This is a genomic window from Halomonas sp. R57-5, assembly GCF_900070345.1.
GTDB lineage: Bacteria > Pseudomonadota > Gammaproteobacteria > Pseudomonadales > Halomonadaceae > Vreelandella > Vreelandella ventosae_B.
The window spans coordinates 4799928-4822993 of the sequence record NZ_LN813019.1; the positions used below are offsets into that span (position 1 = coordinate 4799928).

Annotated in this window: 20 protein-coding genes; 15 read left to right on the plus strand and 5 right to left on the minus strand. The window is 58.0% G+C overall.

What is annotated here, in order from left to right; genetic code table 11:
- Positions 1-35 precede the first annotated feature (35 nt).
- From HALO_RS21970 to HALO_RS21985, 4 genes are all read left to right on the plus strand, one after another.
- Positions 36-806 carry an ABC transporter ATP-binding protein gene (locus HALO_RS21970; protein WP_035564006.1) on the plus strand — a complete coding sequence of 257 codons (771 nt, stop codon included), beginning with the start codon at positions 36-38 and terminating at the stop codon, positions 804-806.
- A 75-nt stretch (positions 807-881) separates the two neighbouring features.
- The gene (locus tag HALO_RS21975; protein ID WP_050714033.1) at positions 882-1601 is read left to right on the plus strand and encodes an ABC transporter ATP-binding protein; all 720 of its coding nucleotides are present in this window, start codon (positions 882-884) and stop codon (positions 1599-1601) included.
- A 16-nt stretch (positions 1602-1617) separates the two neighbouring features.
- Positions 1618-2622 (plus strand): branched-chain amino acid ABC transporter permease, encoded by a 1005-nt coding sequence (locus HALO_RS21980; protein ID WP_050714034.1) that lies wholly within the window; start codon positions 1618-1620, stop codon positions 2620-2622.
- The gene (locus HALO_RS21985) at positions 2622-3947 is read left to right on the plus strand and encodes a branched-chain amino acid ABC transporter permease (protein WP_035564002.1); all 1326 of its coding nucleotides are present in this window, start codon (positions 2622-2624) and stop codon (positions 3945-3947) included. Before HALO_RS21980 ends, HALO_RS21985 begins: the two co-directional genes overlap by 1 nt.
- A gap of 77 nt (positions 3948-4024) precedes the next feature.
- Here HALO_RS21985 and HALO_RS21990 read toward each other — a convergent pair whose 3' ends face one another.
- The 3 genes from HALO_RS21990 to HALO_RS22000 form a co-directional block, all read right to left on the minus strand.
- The gene (locus tag HALO_RS21990) at positions 4025-5233 is read right to left on the minus strand and encodes an ABC transporter substrate-binding protein (RefSeq protein ID WP_035563999.1); all 1209 of its coding nucleotides are present in this window, start codon (positions 5231-5233) and stop codon (positions 4025-4027) included.
- A 142-nt stretch (positions 5234-5375) separates the two neighbouring features.
- Positions 5376-6935 carry a phospholipase D family protein gene (locus HALO_RS21995; protein WP_231896769.1) on the minus strand — a complete coding sequence of 520 codons (1560 nt, stop codon included), beginning with the start codon at positions 6933-6935 and terminating at the stop codon, positions 5376-5378.
- Entirely contained in the window at positions 6910-7164 is a 255-nt protein-coding gene (locus HALO_RS22000) for a hypothetical protein (RefSeq protein ID WP_035582668.1), read from the minus strand. Before HALO_RS22000 ends, HALO_RS21995 begins: the two co-directional genes overlap by 26 nt.
- A 116-nt stretch (positions 7165-7280) precedes the next feature.
- Between HALO_RS22000 and HALO_RS22005 the strand changes: the two genes are divergently transcribed.
- Positions 7281-8084 (plus strand): TlpA disulfide reductase family protein, encoded by an 804-nt coding sequence (locus HALO_RS22005; RefSeq protein ID WP_050714036.1) that lies wholly within the window; start codon positions 7281-7283, stop codon positions 8082-8084.
- 113 nt (positions 8085-8197) lie between these two features.
- Positions 8198-11143 (plus strand): RNA polymerase-associated protein RapA, encoded by a 2946-nt coding sequence (rapA, locus tag HALO_RS22010; protein ID WP_050714037.1) that lies wholly within the window; start codon positions 8198-8200, stop codon positions 11141-11143.
- A gap of 11 nt (positions 11144-11154) precedes the next feature.
- Here rapA and HALO_RS22015 read toward each other — a convergent pair whose 3' ends face one another.
- Positions 11155-12057: a TIGR01777 family oxidoreductase gene (locus tag HALO_RS22015; protein ID WP_050714038.1), complete on the minus strand. Its 903-nt coding sequence runs from the start codon at positions 12055-12057 to the stop codon at positions 11155-11157.
- A gap of 168 nt (positions 12058-12225) precedes the next feature.
- On the opposite strand from HALO_RS22015, the gene HALO_RS22020 reads away from it, so the two are divergent.
- From HALO_RS22020 to HALO_RS22060, 9 genes are all read left to right on the plus strand, one after another.
- Positions 12226-13296, plus strand: coding sequence for an NAD(P)/FAD-dependent oxidoreductase (locus HALO_RS22020; RefSeq protein WP_035582660.1), 1071 nt, complete (start codon positions 12226-12228; stop codon positions 13294-13296).
- Positions 13297-13503: 207 nt separating this feature from the next.
- Positions 13504-14424 carry a MerR family transcriptional regulator gene (locus HALO_RS22025; RefSeq protein ID WP_172821694.1) on the plus strand — a complete coding sequence of 307 codons (921 nt, stop codon included), beginning with the start codon at positions 13504-13506 and terminating at the stop codon, positions 14422-14424.
- Between the two features lie 86 nt (positions 14425-14510).
- Entirely contained in the window at positions 14511-15923 is a 1413-nt protein-coding gene (gene phrB, locus HALO_RS22030) for a deoxyribodipyrimidine photo-lyase (protein WP_050714226.1), read from the plus strand.
- A 47-nt stretch (positions 15924-15970) separates the two neighbouring features.
- The gene (locus HALO_RS22035; RefSeq protein WP_035582656.1) at positions 15971-16402 is read left to right on the plus strand and encodes a nuclear transport factor 2 family protein; all 432 of its coding nucleotides are present in this window, start codon (positions 15971-15973) and stop codon (positions 16400-16402) included.
- A gap of 36 nt (positions 16403-16438) precedes the next feature.
- Positions 16439-17224, plus strand: a complete 786-nt coding sequence (locus HALO_RS22040) for an SDR family NAD(P)-dependent oxidoreductase (RefSeq protein WP_035582654.1) — start codon at positions 16439-16441, stop codon at positions 17222-17224.
- Positions 17221-18600 (plus strand): NAD(P)/FAD-dependent oxidoreductase, encoded by a 1380-nt coding sequence (locus HALO_RS22045; protein WP_050714039.1) that lies wholly within the window; start codon positions 17221-17223, stop codon positions 18598-18600. Before HALO_RS22040 ends, HALO_RS22045 begins: the two co-directional genes overlap by 4 nt.
- Positions 18600-19397: a DUF1365 domain-containing protein gene (locus HALO_RS22050; RefSeq protein ID WP_231896770.1), complete on the plus strand. Its 798-nt coding sequence runs from the start codon at positions 18600-18602 to the stop codon at positions 19395-19397. Before HALO_RS22045 ends, HALO_RS22050 begins: the two co-directional genes overlap by 1 nt.
- Positions 19394-20662 carry an SAM-dependent methyltransferase gene (locus tag HALO_RS22055; protein WP_035582650.1) on the plus strand — a complete coding sequence of 423 codons (1269 nt, stop codon included), beginning with the start codon at positions 19394-19396 and terminating at the stop codon, positions 20660-20662. The genes HALO_RS22050 and HALO_RS22055 overlap by 4 nt, the downstream gene beginning before the upstream one ends.
- The gene (locus HALO_RS22060; protein ID WP_035582648.1) at positions 20663-21157 is read left to right on the plus strand and encodes a DUF2878 domain-containing protein; all 495 of its coding nucleotides are present in this window, start codon (positions 20663-20665) and stop codon (positions 21155-21157) included. It begins immediately after the preceding gene.
- Here the strand turns inward: HALO_RS22060 and HALO_RS22065 are convergent.
- Complete coding sequence (locus HALO_RS22065) at positions 21154-22995, minus strand: putative bifunctional diguanylate cyclase/phosphodiesterase (protein ID WP_050714040.1); 1842 nt, start codon at positions 22993-22995, stop codon at positions 21154-21156. The two genes, HALO_RS22060 and HALO_RS22065, sit on opposite strands and share 4 nt — an antisense overlap.
- Positions 22996-23066: the final 71 nt, after the last annotated feature.

Below are 23066 nucleotides of genomic sequence, written 5' to 3' on the forward strand. Positions count from 1 at the left end.
CGGCTTTTTAGCCGCCTGTATCGCGTGGAGACACCATGAACCCTCTTATTGATGTACAGCGAGTCAACAAAGCGTTCGGCGGCTTACAGGTGATTAACGACTGCTCCATTCAGGTGGAGAAGGGTTCCATTACCGGCATGATCGGCCCTAACGGCGCAGGCAAATCTACCCTGTTTAATCTGATTGCCGGCGCTTTAGCCCCGAATAGCGGCCGCGTTCTGCTCGATGGTGAAGACATTACCGCGCTTAGTGCCGACCAGCGTTTCCACAAAGGCCTGCTGCGTACCTTCCAGATTGCCCACGAGTTCAGCCAGATGAGCGCGCTGGAGAACCTCATGATGGTGCCACCCAAACAGGCGGGAGAAAGCCTTTTTAGCGCTTGGTTAAAGCCAGGCATAGTGCGCCAAGAAGAAGCCGAGGTGCGCCGCCGCGCGCTGGAGGTGATTGATTTCGTCGGCCTGCACCACGTGCGTAATGAGCTAGCGGGCAACTTGTCCGGCGGCCAGAAGAAGCTGCTGGAGCTTGGCCGCACCATGATGACCAATGCCAAGGTGGTACTCCTTGATGAGATCGCTGCCGGGGTAAACCGCACCCTGCTGGGCGACTTGATCGGCAATATTGAGCGGCTCAACCGCGAAATGGGTTACACCTTCCTGGTCATTGAGCACGATATGGAGATGATTGCCCGCCTTTGCGATCCGGTTATCGTGCTGGCTCAAGGCAGCGTGATGGTGGAGGGGCATATCAACGATATCCAGAATAATCCTGAGGTCATTGAGGCCTACTTCGGTACCGATGCCGCTTAAGCGTGACGTTTTCTCCCATTAGCCAATTAATATAATGATGTCGCTGCCAAGCGACCTTGCTGGAATACTTTGCTTATGTCATCAACAACCAGGCCATTAATCGACGCACGCGATGTGCACGGCGGCTATGGCGGCATGAATATCCTTAACGGGGWAAACATGACGCTGGAAGCCGATGAGGTCGGTGTGATCGTCGGCCCTAACGGGGCGGGCAAATCCACCATGCTGAAAGCCGTCTTTGGCCTGCTGCATGTTAATCAGGGCGAGATACTGCTTAACGGCCAGCCGATCCAAAATCTACCGCCTAACCAGCTGGTGCAGCGCGGTATGGGCTTTGTGCCCCAGGAGAAGAACGTTTTCCCCAGCCTTTCGGTGCAGGAAAACCTGGAGATGGGCGCCTTTTTAAAGCCGCAAAACGTCAAGCGCATGCTCGCTCAGATCTATGAGTTTTTCCCACCGCTGTACGAAAAGCGCCGCCAGCCTGCCGGTGAGCTTTCCGGTGGACAGCGCCAAATGGTCGCCATGGGCCGCGCCTTGATGGCCGAGCCGAGCCTGCTGTTGCTGGACGAACCCACCGCGGGGCTGTCGCCGCTGTATATGAATGAGATTTTCGACCGCGTCAAACAGATCAACGCCGCTGGCGTGGGTATTTTGATGGTGGAACAGAACGCCAAACAGGCACTCGCGATAGCCGATAAAGGCTTTGTGCTGGCCGCTGGCCAAAACCGCTTTACCGACACTGGGGCAGCACTGCTTGCCGACCCCGATGTCGCCAAAAGCTTTTTGGGCGGCTAGCCCCAGGGAGATACACGTGAACGAACTGGTTTTTTTCATCAATAATGTGGTGATTTCGGGCAGTGTAAGCGGCTCCATTTATGCCATCGGGGCCATTGGGGTAACGCTGATTTTCAGCATTATGCGCTTTGCCCACTTTGCCCATGCCGATATGATGACCTTCGGCGCCTTTATGGTGCTGCTGCTTACCACACTGTTCCCAGCAGCGGGCGCCAGCATCGGCGTGCCAACGGCGGTTTTAATGCTGCCGCTGGCGATGCTGCTTACTGCCGCCTTAGCGGTGGGGATCGACAAAACCTTCTATAAGCCGCTACGCGCCCATGGGGTAAAGCCAATCGTGTTAGTGATTGGCTCACTGGGTGTCACGTTAATTTTGCAGGGTTTGATTCGCCTGTTTTCCGGTACCGGCGGGCAGAGCCKCTATGTAGATGATCGCAAGGAGATCTTTCGCCTGGCACTACCCTTTGAGGGCGCCCGGGCGCCGATTGTGGTAACCGAACCGCAAATCTACCTGTTTGTGATTACCCTCGTCGCTGTTGTGGCGCTGCACCTTTTTCTTAACCGTTCGCGGCTAGGCAAGGCAATGCGCGCCATGTCGGATAATCCTGAGCTAGCCCAGGCATCGGGGATCAATACCAATACCATTGTGGCGGTAACCTGGATCATTGCGGGTGCCCTGGCCGCCATTGCAGGGACGCTGCTCTCCCTGGATGTCACTTTCAAGCCCGACTTAAGCTTCTTCCTGCTACTGCCTATTTTTGCTGCTGCCATCGTGGGCGGTGTGGGCCACCCTTATGGGGCGATTGTCGGTGGCTTTGTGGTCGGCTTTGCCGAGACACTGGCGGTGTTTAACTGGAACGTGCTGCTGCGCCCCTTCCGCGACAGTCTGCCCACCTGGTTAGAGCTCCCCTCAAACCTGGCCTTTGTGGGTACCGAGTACAAAATTGTGGTGCCGTTTTTCATTCTGGTAGCCATTCTGGTGTGGCGCCCCACCGGACTGTTTAAAGGCAAGGTGATCTAATGAGCCATTCAGAAAAAACGCGCAACCCTGCCTACACGCCCCAAGACGCCACCCAACAGCGCCGCTTTCCACTGCGCGAACTGGTCCTGTTCGGTGCACTGCTGGTCGCAGTGTTAGCGGTCTATGCCATCATGGGCGCCGCCTATAGCACACGCATGCTGGTAGAAGCAGCTTGTTACGCCATTCTTGCCTTAGGGTTAACCATTCAGTGGGGCTACGCTGGGCAGTTTAACGCTGGTGTGATGGGCTTTGTTGCTCTGGGCGGCTTCTGCGCGATGTTCTTTAGCGTGCCGGTCAATGATGCCTTCTGGGGCACTGCGCTACCCGGCGAATTTGGCCGCGTGCTGCTATACGGTGCCGCCGCTACCCTACTGATCGTGGGCGCCAGCAAACTAGATCGCCTGGGTGTGCCCAAGCCCCTGCGTACCTTTATCGCGGTGGTACTGGGCGTCGTGCTTTACCTGGTGGTTATTAGCCAGTTACGCGAGGTCACTGATGCGATTGAAAGCCAGGCAGGCTTCGTCGGTGGGCTAGGCTTACCGCCCTGGATCGGCTGGATTGTCGGGGGCGCCTTGGCAGGTGGCGTCGGCTACTTTATTGGCCATATCTGTTTGGGCTTACGCAGCGATTACTTGGCTATTGCCACCCTGGGCATTGCCGAGATCATCAAGGCGTTTTTGAAAAACTCTGACTGGCTAACCCGCGGCACCGCCACGGTTTCCCCGCTACCCTGGCCAACACCGGGGCCAGCTGAGCTGGGCTTTACACTGTCGCGTGCCATCTACCTTTCGTTTACCGCGGTGATCATTGCGGTAATCTTCTTTCTGCTCAATCGTGCCTACAACGCCCCCTGGGGACGAATGATTCGGGCCATTCGCGATAACGAAGTGTCTGCGGCGGCGATGGGTAAGGACATCAACAAACGGCGTCTGGAAATCTTCGTGCTGGGCTGCATTCTGATGGGTCTGGGCGGCGGCATACTGGGCACCTTCAACAGCCTCTTCGACCCACAAGGCTACCTGCCGCTGAACCATACCTTCCTAGTGCTGGTGATGGTGATTCTGGGCGGGCCGGGCAATAACCTGGGCACCATTTTTGGCGCCGTGGCGGTGTATATCATCTGGATTATGTCCGAGCCCCTGGCGCTGTTCTTAATGCAGTTAGCGGTGGCCTTTGGCGAAGGTGCGTTCGGCTGGGATGCACCGGGCAATATGGATAGCCGCGCCCTACAGGCACGGGTGCTGGTGATTGGCTTACTGATCACCATGGTGCTGCGCTTTGCGCCCAAAGGGCTACTACCCGAGAAGATCAAAAGCCACAGTTGATCCTCTCAGCTGCTGACTCATAAAAAAATGCCCGGCTGGTAACAGCCGGGCATTTATTTTAACGCTCAGCGGGAAGCTTAAAGATCAACCTGACCTTTGCTGGTAAAGGTGCCGTCTTCCACAGCCATCTCGACCACCACGCCAGGCACGTCGCCGTTGTCATCAAACTCATGCGAACCAGAGGCGCCTTCATAGTTGATGTCGGTGCCCGCGGCAATCAGCTCAACCGCTTTTTCCCACTCGCCGGGCAGAATGACCTCGCCGGGGGCACTGGAAACACTGCGCAGCGCTTCTGAAAGGCCTTCACGCTCAGCGCTGCCGTTCTGCTCAATCGCCAATGCGATCAGGAAAGCGGCATCATAGGCCTGGGCGGCAAATACTGCGCTTGGATCCAGTTCAGCAGCTTCGGCGGCTTCGATAAAGATATCGGTACCGGGCAGATCAGGGCTGCCGGGGCGCGTGGCGATCATGCCATCCAGCACGTCTGCACCGATAGCTTCGATAAGGCTATCMCCGACCATGCCGTCAGCACCTACGTACTGGGTAAACATGCCACTTTCGTAGGCTTGACGCAGTACCGTCTGCCCCGAAGTGTCGGCGTAGGCCAGCACGACGAGGGTATCAACGCCGCTCACCGAGAGCGAGCCTAGCTCAGAGCGATAGTCGGCGCGGTTATCTTCGTGGGCCAGGTTCTCGGCAATCTCGCCGCCACCGGCCTCAAACGCGGCGCTGAAGGCGTCAGAAAGGCCCTGACCGTAATCATTATTGACGTAGGTCACCGCCACTGCGTCAATGCCTTTTTCAAGCAGTAGCTTAGCCAGCATTTCCCCCTGGAAGGCGTCTGACGGCACGGTACGGAACACCAGGTCGTTGTCATCAAGCTCCGATACCGCAGGGGCGGTAGACGCAGGCGAAACCATCAATACGCCACCGGGAATAGCAGCGTTGTTAGCCGCGGCAATGGTCGCACCAGTACACAGCGCACCGACGATCGCGGTGACATTTTCAGAGTTCACCATGCGATCGGCGGCGTTAGAGGCAGCCGATGCATCGGAACAGGTCGTATCGCCGGACGGCATCACCAATGTTTGGCCGTCTAAAATACCGCCCTGCTCATTGATCTGCTCAACGGCTAGCTGCGCCCCTTCAAAAATGGGTGGCGTTAAACTTTCAATTCCCCCGGTAAAGCCGCCCAAGAAGCCAACTTTGACCTCTGCCTGGGCTAATCCGGTCATTGCCAGAGTTGAAGCCGCCACAGCGGTGGCTAATGCGCGCTTGTTGATCATGTTATTTGTCGCTCCCAGTGAGATAAAAATGTATGCATTTTTTTAGTATGCCCCAGCGGACAATCGTTAAGGCTGCTATTAATCTGGAACTGGAACGCCAAAAACACAAGCCTCGGTTTCTAACGCTACTTCGCAACAGGTACTACAGCCAGCGTTCAAACTTGAGCGTGTGGCTTAACCAGGCGTTGAAATCGCGCCAAAAACTACCCGGCTCAGCGGTTAAAACTTCCATTTCACCATCGCGCTCTAGGTGCCAGTTCAGCTCTCTTTCTGGCGTGAGATCGACGCGGTAGCTCAGCGAAGGCTCTTGACCGATGGCAACCAGATCATTAAATGCCTGCATCAGCGATTCGCTGCGCGCCAGCACGCCAATTTCCGTATTCCAGTAGATTGATCTAGGGTCAGCGTTAAATGACCCCACGAACAGCTGATCGTCAAAGCTCAAGGCCTTGATATGCAGCGCCGAGGCAGAGGCCCCAGGCACCGCCATATCTTCATCGGTACCCGCTTCTTGTTCGGGGCGCAGCTCAAAAAGAGTGACACCATGGGCTAGCAGCGTTTCACGCCAGGGTGCGTAGGCGCCATGCACCACGGCAGCGTCTGTGGACTCCAGTGAATTGGTAATAATTTCGACGGCCACGCCCCGGTCAGCAAGCTCGGTTAGGTTTTTCACCCCCCACTCAGTGGGTACAAAGTACGCCGAAATAATCACCAGCCGCTCGTTCAGCTCAATACCCTCGGTTAAATCACCGAGCAAGGTCTCTCGCCATTCGGGCGTTGCCGATGAAAGCTTGCCGGGAATATCCCACATCGCCCGACCTTCGCCCCAGTGCAGCGTCTCCCAGGGCGGTGAGTCGCGCGGCTGACGGCGCAGCTCGGTGAAATATTGCGAGTCGGCATTATCGTCTAACCACTCCTCCAGCTCAGTTTTGAGCGTTAGCCAAGCGTTATCCGCTACTCGGTGGTAGCGTTCAATGGGCTGTGCCAGGCCGTGGTTCCAATACATATCAAAGCTGCGCGAAAGCTCGGGCACCACATCGCCAATGGTCGCAAAGTCCAAATCGGCAAAGTTGCGCGAGTCGTTGGCATCAAAATACTCGTCGCCCAGGTTACGCCCGCCCACAATGGCAACGCTGCTATCAGCCACCCACAGCTTGTTATGCATGCGCCGATGTTGCTGAGCCGGATTAACGACAGACGCCAAAACCCGCGTGAACATATGTCCACGACCAACCGGCAGCGGGTTATAGACCCGCACATAGATACCAGGATGACTCGCCAGTGCCGCTAAGCGATCCCCTTGGCCAACCGCGCCTATATCGTCGACCAGCAAGCGCACCCGAACTCCCTCTTCCGCCGCTTTAATCAGCTGCGCCAGGATCAAGCGCGTGGTTTGGCCATCGCCCAATAGGTAGGTTTGAATATCTAACTCACGCTGCGCTTGGCGAATCAGCCTCACTCTGGCGGCAAACGCTTCTTTGCCATCGGCCAGGAGCGCAAAGCCATCCGGAGCTGACTGTTCCGCTAGTGCCTGATGCGCCTGACCGCCCAACCATGTATTACGTGCGTCTGATGGAGCAAGCGCGGTGTGATGCTCGCGTACCACCGCGTGGGTACAACCCGCCAACAGACCACTTAGCACCAGCAGGCCCAGCCAGAGAAGCCAACGATAGGGGCTAGGCATCATCATGATCGTTGTCATGAGCACCGTCTTCAAGGCGCTCGGCCCAACGCTTGCGAGCTAAATTACGGCGATAAAGCCGCACCAGCGCAATCGTTAACGCGGTGACCAGCATGGCGGCCAGCACCACACCCTGCCAAGGGCGTGCGGCGTTCCCCATGACAGTTTCCAGGGTAATAATCAGTATTAAGCCAATCGCTTGGGAGCCGATCGCTAGTGCGCGCAGCTTATCGAAAGCGGGTGGGGGCATAACGTCTCCGTAATTTTCAGCTCGCATGATATGGTCTGCAAGTGTACCTGCTTCGCGGCATGCTTAACGGGAAACCTAAGTTAAAAAATCTAAGTTAAAACCTGAACTGGAAATCCATGAACGCCATTGCTCTCGGCCCGCTACTGATTTCACTGCCCCGCCTTTACGCGGTTGGCTGCGCGCTGCTACTGCTACTCTGTGCGCGGCTTTTATTAGGGCTGCCCCGCCCGGCTCAACAGCGTTGGTTTACCGGACTTATTATTGTTTGGCTAGTCGGCGCGCGGGTGGGCCATATTCTGCTCAACCTGGAGAGCTATAGCGCCGCCCCGCTGGAAGCTTTCAAGGTCTGGCAACCCGGCTACCACGGCCTATGGGGCATGGCCGCTGGCTTGGTATGGACGGCCTGGACGCTGCGCACGCGGTTACTGGCTATGGGCGGTGCGATGGCCATGCTAATCGCCGCCTCCAGCCTATGGCTGGTGCTGGTCACCCTGGCGCCCCTGGGCAGTGACTTTGCGGTTGATGCCTTACCGGAGGTCACCCTTGAGGATGTAGAAGGCAATGACGTGCATCTACCCTCACTGACCGACAACGCTGACCTGATTATCGTCAACCTGTGGGCCMCCTGGTGCCCGCCCTGCCTGCGTGAAATGCCGCTACTTGAGGAGGCCGCCCAGCGCGATGGCGTCAGCGTGGTGGTTGCTAACCAAGGCGAAGACCTGCTGCCCATGGTGCGCTACCTGGATGAGCAGCAGCTTGAGTTTCGCTACGCCCTGCGTGACCCCAGCCAGCAACTGATGGCGCTTTTTCAAGCACCGGGATTACCCACCACCGTGCTGTTTGACGGCCAGGGGAACACCCTGGATGTCCACGTTGGCGAGCTTACCCGAGCCCATTTGGATCGCTGGTTACAAGATTGATGCCGATACACCTTAATCCCCCCGCTGCTTTGCGTTAGAATCCCCCGCCCTGTTGTCGCCGGTGCTCACGACCGGCGGCATACGACCCGTTTTGCAGACTCCCCCGAGGCATCATGAGCGATTTTTCTCCCGGCCAACGCTGGATTAGCGACGGCGAAGCTGAGCTTGGGCTCGGCACCGTGCTTAACTGCGACGCCCGTAGCGTTACCATTTTGTTCAGTGCCAGTCAGGAAACCCGTACTTACAATACCCGCCAGGCCCCGCTTACCCGCGTTATGTTCGGCAGTGGCGACCGCGTGCTGTCCGCCGACGGCTGGCAGATCGTCGTCGATGACAGTAAAGAGTCCGGTGGTCTAATCACCTATATCGGTGAAGACAAGGAGGGCAATCTGCGCGAACTGCCCGAGGCCAAACTCGCCGACACCATGCAGTTCGATCAGGCTCGCGACCGCCTGCTGACCGGCCAGGTCGATCGCAACGATTGGTTTGACTTGCGCTTTCGCACCTTGCACCACTATCAGCGTATCGAGCAACACAGCGCGCTGGGCTTCTCCGGGCCGCGCATCGATCTCATTCCTCACCAGCTCTACATTGCCAATGAAGTTGCTAATCGCCACGCCCCACGCGTGCTGCTAGCAGATGAAGTCGGCTTGGGGAAAACCATCGAAGCCGGGCTGATTCTGCACCGCCTGCTGCTCAATGGCCGCGTTGAGCGGGCGCTGATTCTGGTGCCCGACAGCCTCACCCACCAGTGGCTGGTCGAGCTGCTGCGGCGCTTCTCGCTTAACGTTTCGCTGCTGGATGAAACCCAGAGCCAGGCTCACGGCAGCGAAAACCCCTTTGAGAGCGCTCAGCTGGTGTTAGCCAGCCAGGGCTGGCTATTTGCCAACCCGCAACGTCAGGAGCAGGCACTGGCCAGCCAGTTCGACCTGCTAATTGTGGACGAAGCGCACCACCTCGACTGGAGKGAAGAAGGCAGCGGCCCCGGCTACCGGTGCGTCGAACAGCTTTCGGCGGTGATACCCGGCCTGCTGCTGCTCACCGCCACTCCCGAACAGATGGGTATCAAGAGCCACTTTGCCCGCCTGCGGTTGCTGGATAGCGAGCGCTACCACGATCTTGAGCGCTTCAAAGCCGAAGAGAGCCACTACACCGAAGTGGCCCGCGCCATCGACGCCTTGGAAGCGCTACCTAACGACCCTAGCGCCCGTACCGACGTCTCCGCGGTAGCCGATGACCGCGACAGCCAAGCGCTGCTGGCTATCCTGTGTAACGAAGAAGCAGGCAAAGCGCAGCAGGACGCCGCTCGCGCCCAATTGAGTGAAGCGCTGCTGGATCGCCACGGCACCGGCCGAGTGATGTTCCGCAACAGCCGCCGCCACGTAGGTGGCTTCCCGGAGCGACGCCTCAATCTAGTGCCCTTAGCGCTGCCTTCGGCCTACCGTCGCGTCGTGCGCCGCTTAGAGCGTGATGATGATTACCTCGACGAACTGTTGATCGAGACCGGCATGGATCATCCCGATGTGTTGATCTATCCCGACGCGGCCTATCGCGAGCTCAGCAATGATCCGCTCAACGGCGAAGACTGGTGGCACATCGACCCGCGGGTTAACTGGCTGCTGGAGAAGCTCAGCGACGACAGTGAGAACGGCTTCGCTAACGAAAAAGTCCTGGTCATTGCCCACCACCGGGAAACCGCCGAAGGGCTTGCCGAAGGGCTGCGGGTGCTGGGCGGCTACCATGCGCCGGTGTTCCACGAAGACCTCTCGCTGATCGAGCGTGACCGCGCGGCGGCAGCCTTTGCCGATGAAGACGAAGGCGTACAGGTACTGGTGTGCTCGGAAATTGGCTCAGAGGGGCGCAACTTCCAGTTCTGCCGCCACCTGGTGATGTTCGATATGCCCCAGCACCCGGATCAACTCGAACAGCGCATCGGCCGCTTGGATCGCATCGGTCAGCGCCATGCCATTGAGCTGCATATTCCCACCTTTGAAGGTAGCCCCGGCGAGCGCCTGCTGCGCTGGTACCACGAAGGTATGGATGCGTTCAGCGCCCCTCATGGGGTTGGCAACGACCTGTTTGATGCCTTTGGGGACGCCCTGGCTGACGCCCTGCTGGATGATGAGGCACTGGACGAGATCATCGCCGAAACCCGTACGATGTTTAGCGCCAAACTGGCCGAACACGATGCGGGCCGCAACCGGCTGCTGGAGCTCAACGCCTGCCGCCCCGCTCGCGCTCAACAGGTGATCGACGCGGTGCAAGAGCTTGATGATGATACCGCCCTGCCGCGCTACCTTGAGCGGGCGTTGGATATTTTCGGCGTGGATAGCCAGGAGATTGGCAAGGGCTTAATGCACCTGCAGCCCAGCCAACATATGCTCGACGGCCTGCCTGGACTGGTCAAAGGCGAAGAGGGCTTTACCGCCACCTACAGCCGCTCCCAGGCGCTGGCCCGTGACGMCATCCAGCGGCTCTCCTGGGAGCACCCACTGCTGCGCGAAATGATGGGCCGCGTGCTGGATGGCACCATGGGCAACTCGGCGCTCGCCCTGCTGCGCCACGACGCCATTCCCAGCGGCCGATTGATGGCCGAGCTGGTTTTCCGCACCCACTGCCCGGCACCCAAGAAGCTGCACCTTAACCGCTTCCTGCCGCCCACCGCGGTGCGCCTGTTGCTGGATGAATCGGGCGCCAACCTGACCAGCAAGATCTCCTTTACCGGCTTGGGCAAGAACCTGCAGAAGGTTAACAAGTCGCTGGCGCGGGATTTGATTAAGAGCCGTCACGACCAGCTGCGCGAGCTGCTAACCCAGGGTGAAGGCGAAGCCGAGCGCCAGCTGCCCAGCATTGTCGAAAACGCCGAAGCGCGCATGCGCGCCCAGCTGGATGCCGAGATTGCCCGCTTAACGGCACTTGCCGAGCACAACCCGGCGGTACGCAGCGCCGAAATCGACGCGTTAAAAGATGAGCGCCAGGCGCTTAGTGAAGCGATTGAGAACACCCGCCTGCGGCTTGACTCAGTGCGGGTGATTATCACCGTTGATGCTGACCGCTAAGCTATTGTTGCTTAAAGTATGGCCTCAAGCGCCTTGTCGAGAGTGGGGTACTGGAAGGTAAACCCTGCCTCTTCAAGGCGTGCGGGGCGCATATCGGCGCCGGTCAGCAGCAGCCGCGACATTTCTCCAAAGCCCGCTTTCAGTACAAAGGCGGGTACTGGGAAAATCGCTGGACGGTTAAGCTGCTTGGCCAAGGTTTTAGTAAAGGTGGCATTGGTCACCGGGTGCGGAGCGCTGCCATTGAAGGCGCCGCTCAAGCCCTCTTGATCGATGAGAAACAGGATCGCCGCGACTAAGKCATCGCGGTGAATCCAGGGCATAAACTGCTCACCGCTACCAAAACGGCCACCTAAACCCAACTTAAACGGCGGCAGCATCTTCTCCAGGCTGCCTCCCCCCGCCTCTAGCACMAAGCCAATGCGCACAATCGCCAGCCGCACGCCCATGGCCTCAATCGGCCGGGCGGCAGCCTCCCACTGCTTGCATAGCCGATGGGCGAACTCGTCGTTGGGCATTGTCTCTTCGCTCACCACCCGCTTACCCTGATCGCCGTAGTAGCCCATCGCTGAACCCGACACCATTACCTTGGGCAGCGGCTGGCCGTTGGSTTTCAGCTGCTCGCACAGCGCCACCACTTGTTCGGTCGCCGCCACCCGGGAGTTAATCAGCTTGGCTTTCTGCTCATCGCTCCAGCGCTTGGCGGCAATCGGCTCACCGGCCAGGTTAACCAAGGCATCCGGCGGCGACTCAATAAACGCCTGGGCGCTATCGCGAATGTCGCAATTGTTCGGCAAACGATCACGCACTTGGTGAGGCGAGCGGGAGACCACCTGCACCTCGTGGCCTAATTCGACTAACTGACGACATAGCCGCTGACCGACAAAGCCACTGCCTCCGGTGATTAATACGCGCATAGGAGTTGCTCCTGTTAGGTGACATCGTTGAAAGCCTTCATGGCTGTGCGAACAGCGTCGCAGCTTAATCAAGAAAACGATGACTAAATTGTACGGAATTTATACACAACTGCTACAATGCACCTCTACAACGCTTAATTCGACCTTTATTACCCGCTGCGAGGGCTCATGGCCAAACCGCTATCGTCGCTTCCCGCCCATCACTCGGTCGCTATCATCGGCGCAGGCATCGCAGGTCTTGCCTGCGGGCAGGTACTGGCAAGTAATGGCGCCAGCGTCACCCTATTTGATAAAGCCCGCGGCCCCGGTGGGCGTATGTCGAGTAAACGCAGACCCAGCGCGACGCTTGATTTAGGCGCCCAGGCATTTAGCGTGCGCGACGCGGATTTTCAACGCGCCGTCGATGAGTGGCTAACCGCAAGCTGCCTAGCGGCCTGGCCCACATGTACCTATCAGGCTAGTTCACGCGGCTGGCAGGCGCACGACGATGGCCAAAAACGCTACACCGGCGCGCCCAGAATGAGCTCTTTGACGCGGCATATGGCGGATTCGCTAACGGCCATGCCCAATGCCGAGCTGCATACCGGCACACCCATCGTGGCGCTTGAGCACTCGCCCAACGGCTGGCGGCTATTAGCTGCTGACGAGACTCGCCACGGGCCTTATGACCAGATCGTGATTAGCGCCCCGCCGCCACAGGCCCATCCGCTGGTCAAACCATGGGACGATGCGTTGGCAGCGGCGTGTCTCACCCAAGAACAGCGGGCGTGTTGGGCGGGATGGGCGATTTTTGACGGGCCGCTTCCGGCAATACCCGGCGTTGACCCGCAATGGCAGATGGCGCGTCTCGCCGATCCACTCCTTAATCTGACCCTTAATATCGTATCTCGTAATCAAACCAAACCTGGCCGCAACGCTCAGCCTGAAGGCGTCAGTCTGCTAGCCCAGCTTGATTGGAGCGAGGCCCATTTAGAGCAGTCTGCAGACGCAGTGGCTCAGCAACTCTTAAGTGCATTTAAACGCATTTTGCCTTCGTCAGCAGAGCTACCCCCATTAGTTGAAATAGGCGCGCACCGCTGGCGCTATGCGCAGCCATCAACCCGCTGCGAGCATGATTACTTATACAGTACGAACGGGTTAGCTCTGTGCGGCGACAGCTTTCGCGACGGACGCGTTGAGGATGCCTGGTTATCCGGTCACCGTTTAGGCGAGGCACTAATAGGTCGGTCGGTTCAATAAGCACGGAGCTTTAATGATTAAGAAGGATTCTTATAAAGGTTGTACCGGGTAGCGACAAGTTGTACAAATGGGCATACAGTATCATGCTAATGTTCAGCTCTTTAATCAGGCAAACCTTCACATGGAACATGAATCACCTTCGCCGCGGCGAACACTGACACGCCCCCGCAGCGCCACGCTGCCGCTAACAACGAGGTACTGGCGCCCATGAGTCTTAAGGCGACCCACCCACCCGATACCCCACTCTATCCGATACGCGAGGTTTCTCGCTTAACAGGAGTCAATTCGGTCACCCTGCGCGCCTGGGAGCGACGCTACGGGCTAATTCGCCCCCAGCGCACGCCGAAAGGCCATCGTTTATATGCCCAGGACGACATCACCCGCATCGAACGCATTCTGCAGTGGCTCAATCGTGGTGTGCCGGTCAGTCAAGTCGCCGACTTGCTTGACCAGCCAGAAACAATTGAGACGCCGACGCCGGATGCCGGTGATTGGGCGAGCCAGCGCCAGCAGCTGCAGGCCATCATCGAAGCCTTGGATCTTGCCAAACTGGAGGCATTTTATCACCAGAGTTTGGCCCTCTACCCGCTGAGCATTGCGATCAACGAGCTCTGGCAGCCGGTTATTTTAACCTTAGAGGCCAAGTGGGCCATTCAGGCGGATCAGCTAGTTCGCCGTACCTTGGAAGCGTTCCTGCGCAGCCAGGTGGGCATTCGTTTGCACTACGCCAATCAGGCTACTCGGGGCCCGCTGATTCTGCTCAATGCCATGCCCGATGACCCTGGCCCGCTGTGGGTGTTGATGTCGGCGCTGATGGCTAGCGAACAGGGCTACCGGGTGCAGATGCTTGACCACTCACTGCCGCTGGAAGATCTTCCCCAGGCAGTGGCGCGACTGCACTCATCGATGGTGCTGCTCTCTAGCGGCCAGCGCGAGAGCGACAGCTATATTCACCAAGCGCTGCCTAAAGCGGCCGAGGCGCTTAACGTGCCCATCGGCGTATGCGGCGAGGTGGCGCGTCTGCGTGAAAGCGACCTGCGCGATAGCCCAGTGCATATGTTGGGCGATGATTTGCCCCAGGCCATTGCCCGTTTGCGCCCGCTATTACGCGAGTCGGGCGTACTCTAGCCAGCACGCTTTTATCCTGGCCGTTCGCCCATGTGGCGACCGGCCATTTTTTTGTGCCGCAGGAKCCCCCTATGACAGGTGAGCGTATGAAACATCAGTTGATATGGCTGCGCAGTGMCCTGCGTATTGACGACAACAGTGCCCTCGCCGCCGCCGCGGCTAAGGGCCCTGTGATAGCGGTGTTTTTGCGCAGCAATGCCCAGTGGCAACAACATGGCCACGGCGCTAATAAGCTGGACTTTTGGGCACGCGGCGTTGCGAGCGTAAAAGCGGCGCTCAACGGCTTGAATATCCCGCTACTGCATCGCGATATTGAACGCTATGACCAAGCGCCCGAGGTACTGCTCGACATCGCTCGTGAATATGCCGTTGAACAGCTGCACTTTAACTATGAGTACGCGCTCAATGAGCGGCACCGTGACCAGGCAGTGCAGGACGCCTTTAAGCAGGCCGGTATTGCCGCCCATGGTTACCACGACGCCGTCGCCTTTGCCCCTGGCAGCCTGCTAACCGGCAAAGGCGACTACTACGGGGTATTTACACCGTTTTCCAAAGCGTGGCACAAGCAGGTCAGCGCCGACCAGCTGGCGCTGCGCGAGACACCAAAGGTGCAAGCGGCGCTGGCTCTTAAAAGCGATCCGCTGCCTGAACTGCCCCAACTTGATAGCGCCCCTATCGATGGGCGGCTGTGGCCTGCCGGTGAAAATGCCGCGGCGGATAACCTGGCCCGCTTTCTGCGTTTTCGGGGCCGCCACTACAACGCCCAGCGCGACCTACCCAAGGTGCGCGGCACCAGCGAACTATCGCCCTATCTGGCACTAGGCATGATCTCCCATCGCCAGTGTCTGCAAGCGGTGATGGCTGAAAATGGCGGCCATGTGGCGGATGGCGATATCGGCCTTACCACCTGGGTCAACGAACTGGTGTGGCGGGAGTTTTATCAACACGTAGCGGTTGGCTTTCCCCGAGTGTGCCGCTACCAACCCTTTCAGGAACACACTAAGCAATTAGCCTGGCGCGACGATGAGGAGGGTTTTCAAGCTTGGTGCGAGGGGCGAACAGGCTACCCGATTGTCGATGCCGCTATGCGCCAGCTAGTGACGACCGGCTGGATGCACAACCGGCTGCGCATGATCACGGCGATGTTTTTAAGCAAGCACCTACTGATTGATTGGCGGCGCGGCGAGGCTTTCTTTATGAAGCATTTGGTGGATGGTGAATTCTGCGCCAACAACGGCGGCTGGCAGTGGGCAGCCTCAACGGGTACCGATGCCGCCCCTTACTTTCGTATTTTCAACCCTMCCACCCAGTCCACTCGCTTTGACGCTGAGGGTGAGTTTATTGCCCACTGGATTCCTGAGCTTGCTAAGCTGCCTGCCAAGGCGCGCCATGCGCCACCACAAGACCTACTCAGCGATATCGAATACCCGGCCCCCATTGTCGACCACAAAGCGGCACGCCAGCGCGCCTTAGAGGCGTTTAAATCACTGTCTAAATAAACCTCTGGTTAGCGACTGCCTTACGGCATAGAAAAAGGAGACACGTCATGGCTGAGCCTGCGGCGTTAGAGGCGTTCTGCGCCTTTTTCAATAAACTAGACAATACCTGTACAGAAAAACTATACGAGGTATATACTGATGATATTGTTTTTAGCGATCCGCTGCACAAGATCAAAGGCCGCGAAGCGTTAGAGCGCTATTTTTCAACCATGTATGAAAATGTTGAGCAGTGCCAGTTCCATTATCACGCTCGGCAGTTACAGGGTCAGCAAGCGTTCGTTACCTGGACCATGACGTTTATCCATCCGCGCTTGGCAGGTGGCAAACCGGTAGAGGTTGAAGGCTGTAGTGCGCTTACTTTTGCTGATGACGGGCGCGTTCAGCGCCATCGCGACTACTTTGATGCGGGCGCCATGCTCTACGAGCAGTTACCGCTGATGGGCAGCGCCATTCGCTGGTTAAAAAAACGCCTCGCCTAGGTTTTAACATCACGGCGGGGCGCACTAGGAGGCTTGATGAGTACATGGGAAACGCCCCAACGCATTTGGTTAACCGGTGCCACATCAGGTATTGGTGAGGCACTGGCGCGCAAACTTATCGCCCAAGGCCACCAGGTGGTGCTTAGCGCACGCAACGCTGAAGCTCTCGAAGGGCTGTGCCATGGCCACCCCAATGCCCACCCTTTGCCGCTGGATATCAGCGACCGGCAAGCAGTACTCAAGGCGGGTAACGACATTCGCGACCAGCTCGGGGTGTTAAACTTGGCGTTCTTCAATGCTGGCACCTGCGAATACCTGAATGCCCAGCAGTTCGATATGGATTTAGTCGAGCGCGTTTTCAAACCTAACCTATTCGGCACTTTATACGGCGTCGAAGCCGCACTGCCGCTGCTGCGCGCAGCACGCAAAGAGGGCCTCCCAGCTCGGTTAGCCGCCACCTCCAGCGCTTCGGCCTATTTACCGCTACCGCGTGCGGAAGCCTATGGGGCGTCTAAAGCCGCGGTAAGTTACTTTTTAGAGTCACTGCGCTTAGACCTCGATCAGGAGGGCATTGAGGTCAGCCTGATCCATCCCGGCTTTGTGAAAACGCCGCTCACAGAACGTAACGACTTCCCTATGCCGATGCAGGTAACGGCAGAGCAAGCAGCCGATGCCATTATCGCTGGGCTGGTAAAGGGGCGGCTGGATATCCACTTCCCACGTCGGTTTACCTATTTGGTTAAATTGCTGGGCATTTTGCCCCCCGCCCTGCGCCGCCAGATTGGCCTGCGCATGACTCGCAGCCAAAAGGAGGCGTCATGAGCGCCATGGCATCGCAAAGGTCATTACAAAGCTCTGGAGCATCCCAGCGTATTGCCATTGTTGGCAGCGGTATCAGCGGCATGGCAGCCGGCTGGTACCTTTCCGCCCAGCATGAAGTCACCCTGTTTGAGGCGGACTCGCGCCTGGGGGGGCACACCGCCACCATGGATGTGAACGTTGAGGGGCGCGCCTACGCTATCGATACTGGCTTTATTGTCTTTAACGACTGGACCTATCCGCATTTTCAGCGCCTGATGGCCACTCTGGGTGTCGCCTCACAAGCCACCGAAATGAGCTTCTCGGTACACGAGACAGCGCGGGACTTTGAGTACAACGGGCACACCTTGGGCTCGCTGTTTGCCCAACGACGCAATTTGTTTAATCCCTCTTTTTACCGCCTGCTGGGCGACATTCTGCGCTTTAACAAGCAGACCACCAAAGCGCTGGAGAGCCAACAGCTCCCCGAACATATGACTCTGGGTGAATACCTGGMCCTCAACCACTACAACCGTGATTTTCAGCAGCGCTACTTACTGCCCATGGGGGCCGCCATCTGGTCAGCCAGCATCAGTGATTTACGCGCCTTCCCGCTGGCGTTTTTTGTGCGTTTTTTCCGTAATCATGGCCTGCTATCGGTCAACCACCGCCCCCAGTGGCACACCCTGGTTGGCGGTTCGAAAAGCTATATCCCCAGCCTGACGGCGCCCTATGCATCGCGCATTCATCTCAATACACCGGTCACCCGGATTATCCGCAGCAGCACCGGCGTCAGTGTTACCACGCCCTCCGGCACTCAGCGCTTTGACCAAGTTGKGCTCGCCTGCCACGCCGACCAGGCACTGGCCATGCTGGGCGACGCCAGCAGCGACGAGCAAGCGATCCTCAGCGCCATGCCCTACCAGGATAACGAGGTGGTGCTACATACCGACACCGCCCTGCTGCCGCGGCGCAAGCGTGCCTGGGCGAGCTGGAATTACCGCCTCGATCAGCGCGATAGCGAAGCACGGGTATCGGTCACTTACGCTATGAATATCCTTCAACGGATAGAGAGCGACACCACTTTTTGTGTGACCCTGAACGACAGCGCCAGCATCGATCCCAGCAAGGTGCTGGGCCGCTACACTTACGCACACCCCCAGTTCACCCTGGCTGGCCAAGCGGCTCAGGCACGACACGCCGACATTTCGTCTACGGCCCATCGCACCCACTTTTGCGGCGCCTATTGGCGTAACGGCTTCCACGAAGACGGCGTGTGGAGTGCGCTACGGGTGGCGCAGGCATTAGGCTGTGATGAAGCTGCCCCGCCGCCTGCACAACCTTCCGCGCTGCCTGCCCATGAGTTGCTATCACCGCAAGGKGTCGAGGGGCTGGGTTGATGGCTAGCATGCTKACTGAAATGACAGCTGGGATAACCACCCAGCCACGCTCGCGTATTTATCGTGGCACCCTACGCCACCGGCGCTTTACGCCCAAATCCCACGCCTTTAGTTACCAGCTATGGATGGCCTGGCTGGACCTGGATGAACTGCCCGACTTGTTCGATAAGGTGCCCGGCTTTAGCGCTCGCCGCCCTGCGCTGGCGCGTTTTCGTCGCGAAGACTATCTGGGGCCGGTTGATCGTCCACTGAAAACCGCCGTGCGCGAAGAACTTATTCGTCAACTGGGCAGCGCGCCTAATGGCCGTATCTGCGTGCTTACCCAGCTACGCACGCTGGGCTGCATGTTTAATCCTATTTCCGTCTACTACGCCTACGACCACCTGGGGCGACTGACAGCCGTATTAAGTGAGGTCACCAATATGCCCTGGCGTGAGCGTACACGCTATGCCAGCGCTGTGGATCCCTCACGCCATAGTCACCAAGCGCATTTCGATAAAGACCTCCACGTCTCGCCGTTTAACCCCATGGAGATGACTTACCGTTGGAAGTTTAATGCCCCCGGCGAAAAGCTCTTTCTGCATATGGAAAATTGGCAGGATCAGCAGTGCCATTTTGATGCCACGTTGACCCTTGACGCCTCTCCCGCCACCCGTGGCGCGKTGCTTAGAACCTTGGCCCGCCAGCCATGGATAAGCCTGAAAACCATTGCGGGTATTCATTTTGAAGCGCTTCGCCTGTGGCTTAAGCGCGTCCCCGTTTATAACCACCCCAAGCGCAAGGAGACTTCAAAGTGACGACCCTGCGTTCCACGCCCCCTAACCTTCAACCGGTTGCCGAAAGCCGCTTAACCAAGTGGCTAAAGCCACGCCTAAGGGCCCAACTGGACACCTTTCGCGGCGGACGTATCACCCTGATTGAGGGCAATCAGTGTCATCACTTGGGTCAGCAAGGCCCGCTGCAGGTGACCGTGGTGATACGCCACTCCCGCGCTTGGAAACGTCTCGCCTTTGGCGGTACGGTAGGAGCTGCCGAGTCGTATATGGACGGCGATTGGGACGCCGACGATCTGGTCGCCCTGGTACGGCTGTTCGCTGCCAACCTTGAGCATGTGAATGGGAAAATGGAGAACGGCAGCGCTCGCATTGCCCGCTGGCTGCTGGGTGCCGCCTACCGCTTTCAGCGCAACAGCCTAACTGGCTCGAAACGCAATATTGCCGCCCACTACGATATTGGCAACGATCTGTTTTCGACGTTTTTAGATCGCCACCACTGGATGTATTCAAGCGCCGTGTTTCCCTATCCCGAAGCCAGCTTGGAAGAGGCCTCTACCTACAAGCTCGACTTGATGCTGGAAAAGCTCGATGTGCAGCCCGAGCATCACCTGCTAGAGATTGGCACTGGCTGGGGAGGGCTGGCGATTCATGCAGCCAAAACCCGTGGCTGCCGAGTCACCACCACCACTATTTCCGATGAGCAGCACGCCCATACAGCAAAACGCATCATGGAAGAGGGGCTGGAGGACAGAATCACCCTGCTTAAGCAGGATTACCGGGAATTGACCGGCCGCTATGACCGGCTAATTTCGGTGGAAATGATTGAGGCGGTGGGACACCAGTATCTCGATACCTACCTCAACAAACTGGATAGCCTACTGACCGATGATGGCCAGGCTATGCTCCAGGCCATCACCATTCGTGATCAGCGCTTTGAAGAGGCTAAGCGCGACATGGATTTTATCAAGCGCTACATTTTTCCAGGCGGCTTTCTGCCCTCGCACCACGCTATGTTAACCAGCGTTATGCGTAAAACATCGCTGAACATCGTCGCACTGGATGAAATTGGCCCGCATTACGCGCGCACATTACGCGAGTGGCGCCACCGCTTTGAGGCCAGCCTGGAGCAGGTGCGAACACTAGGCTACGACGAGCGTTTTATCCGCATGTGGCGCTACTACCTGTGCTACTGCGAGGGCGGCTTTATCGAGCGCTCCATTGGCACCTGCCACTTACTGCTGGCTAAGCCGGCGGCTAAGCCCATTCCGCTCACCGGCGCTCTCTAAATGGCATCMCCCAAGTGGCGGGCGCTGGTGTTGAATGCCCTGCGCTTTGAGGCTGGCTGGCTCCTGTGCGTGCTCGGCGGCTCATGGGTTGCCGCCATAGCAGGGGGCAGCCTGTTGGTCTGGCACCTGTGGCGCTGCGCGCGGCCTGGGGAGTGGCAATTTATTGCCGGATTTGCCCTGCTGGGGCTGGTGATTGATGGCGGTTTGCAGCTGCTGGGTGGGTTCGATTTTAACGATCAAACGCTGGTGTTAGGGCTTCTACCGCTGTGGCTATGGATGCTTTGGCCGCTGTTTGCCACCCTGGTTCATCACTCACTGGCGTGGCTGTGGCGCTATCCACTGCTAGCCGCGCTGTGTGGCGCCATTAGTGGCCCACTCTCTTATTATGGCGGCGCACTACTGGCAGAGGTAACCATGGCGGCTTGGTTGCTCCCCATTCAGGCGCTCGTTTGGGCGGTGCTATGTCTGGGTATTAGCCGTTTCTACAAGCCTTAAGAGGCAGAGGGTGCGGCAACTGCCGTGGGCACCAGGCGTTTTTCCAATTCAGCTGCGGCTAGCGGCCGGGCAAAGTAGAACCCCTGTACGGATGTGCMCCCGGCATTAACCAAGAACTGACACTGCTCTTTGGTTTCAACTCCTTCGGCAATCACTCCTAACCCCATGCCTTCCGCCATCGCTAAGACGGCCTTAACGATTGAGGCATCCGCCTGATCGTGCGGCAACTCTTTAATAAATGCGCGATCAAGTTTGATTTTGTCCACCGGTAAGCGCTTCAAGTAGCCAAGTGATGAATAGCCGGTACCGAAATCGTCGATGGCAATCGCAAATCCCTGGTCGCGCAGCGCCTGCAGACGTGGCCCCATATCTCCCGCACGCTCGTCGAGTAGCACCGACTCCGTCAGCTCTAAGCCAATTTGCGAAGGCTTCAGCTGGTAACGCTTTAGGCAGGTCGTCAGTTGGCTTTCCAGATCGCCTTGAAACAGCTGCAGGGCCGAAATATTGACCCAAATCGTCAGTTTGGGCATAGCGCTATTACGCCAGTGCGCCTGCTGGGCACAGGCTTTTTCGATCACCCAGGCGCCCAGCTGACTCATTAGACCGTGCCGCTCGGCCAAGGGAATAAAGTCGCCAGGGGAAATCATACCGTCTTTAGGGTGACGCCAGCGCAGTAGCGCCTCCATCCCGACCAGTTCACCGCTGCCAGGCTCATGCTGGGTTTGATAATGCAGTTCCAGTTGGTCACCGGAAATAAGCGCAGCACGGAGATCACTGACCAGCGCCAGTTGAGGGTTATCCTGCTTATCCAGCGCCGGGCGAAAGCGCTGGCTTAAGTTACGCCCCAGCCGTTTGGCGCTGTAAAGCGCCGACTCTAAGCGCTGGAAGAGCACACCTGAGTCGTTACCATCTTCGGGCACGCGACAGCTGCCAATCGTCAGCCCTAAGCGCAGCGAGTGGTCATTAATTTCAAATGGCCGACTCATATGTTCGCGCAGCGTTGCCACCCACTGGTCGTGATCGTCAAAGGTGGTGGTGCGGATCACCATAAACTCGTCACCGCCCAGCCGCCCGACTACGCTTCCTGCTACGTAGCCGGTAAGCCGCTGGGCAAAGCGCGCTAACAGGCGATCACCCTGCTCAACCCCCAGGCTATCGTTGACTGATTTCAACCCATCAATATCCACCAGCGCCATATCCAGACTCTCCCCGGCACGTAAATGGCGCAGCCGGGAGGCCAGCAGGTCGTGAAGGCGGCGACGATTAGGCAGCCCGGTGAGAGGGTCTTCGTAGCCGATCCGGCGCAAATCGCGCTCMCGGGCTTTTTGCGCCGAAATATCGGTAAACAGATGAATAAAATGGGTAATGTTGCCGCGCTTGTCGGTCACTGCGCGGACTTTTAGCCACTCGGGGTACTCGTCGCCGTGTTTACGGCGGCTCCACATTTCACCTTCCCAGCGGCCGGTGCTTTTCAGCGTGCTCCAAAACGTTTGATAGAAGGCTTTGTCATGGCGCTGGGCGGCCAGCGTCTCCAGTTTCAGCCCCTGTATCTCTTGGCTGGCGTAGCCGGTAATTTCGGTAAACGCTGGATTAACCGCCATCACGCGGTTCTGGGCATCGGTAATCACCATGGCGTCGCTAGCGAGCCTGAGCGTATCTTGCGAAAGTCGCAGCCGAAGCCGCTGTTGACGCACTTGCTTCCAGGCATCCCAAAGCCCAAGCGCGACCAGCGTAGCTGCTACTAGGCGTAGCATCGCATCGGGGATCCAGACACAGGCGGGAAGCGCCGTCAGTGCGACCCAAACTAACGGACGATTGAGAGAAACAGGAAGCCACATGGCGATTCGCTATACCCTATACAAATTAACCTAGATAAAAATTAGCGTTAGGTGCCATGCTGATCATGCCG

What these genes read in the sequence shown, in the direction of transcription:
- HALO_RS22000 (WP_035582668.1), bottom strand. Translation starts at nt 7,164, where the DNA reads ATGCCCCCACCCGCTTTCGATAAGCTGCGCGCACTAGCGATCGGCTCC.
- HALO_RS21985 (WP_035564002.1), top strand. Translation starts at nt 2,622, where the DNA reads ATGAGCCATTCAGAAAAAACGCGCAACCCTGCCTACACGCCCCAAGAC.
- HALO_RS22035 (WP_035582656.1), top strand. Translation starts at nt 15,971, where the DNA reads ATGGCTGAGCCTGCGGCGTTAGAGGCGTTCTGCGCCTTTTTCAATAAA.
- HALO_RS21995 (WP_231896769.1), bottom strand. Translation starts at nt 6,935, where the DNA reads ATGACAACGATCATGATGATGCCTAGCCCCTATCGTTGGCTTCTCTGG.
- HALO_RS22025 (WP_172821694.1), top strand. Translation starts at nt 13,504, where the DNA reads ATGAGTCTTAAGGCGACCCACCCACCCGATACCCCACTCTATCCGATA.
- HALO_RS22020 (WP_035582660.1), top strand. Translation starts at nt 12,226, where the DNA reads ATGGCCAAACCGCTATCGTCGCTTCCCGCCCATCACTCGGTCGCTATC.
- HALO_RS22040 (WP_035582654.1), top strand. Translation starts at nt 16,439, where the DNA reads ATGAGTACATGGGAAACGCCCCAACGCATTTGGTTAACCGGTGCCACA.
- HALO_RS21970 (WP_035564006.1), top strand. Translation starts at nt 36, where the DNA reads ATGAACCCTCTTATTGATGTACAGCGAGTCAACAAAGCGTTCGGCGGC.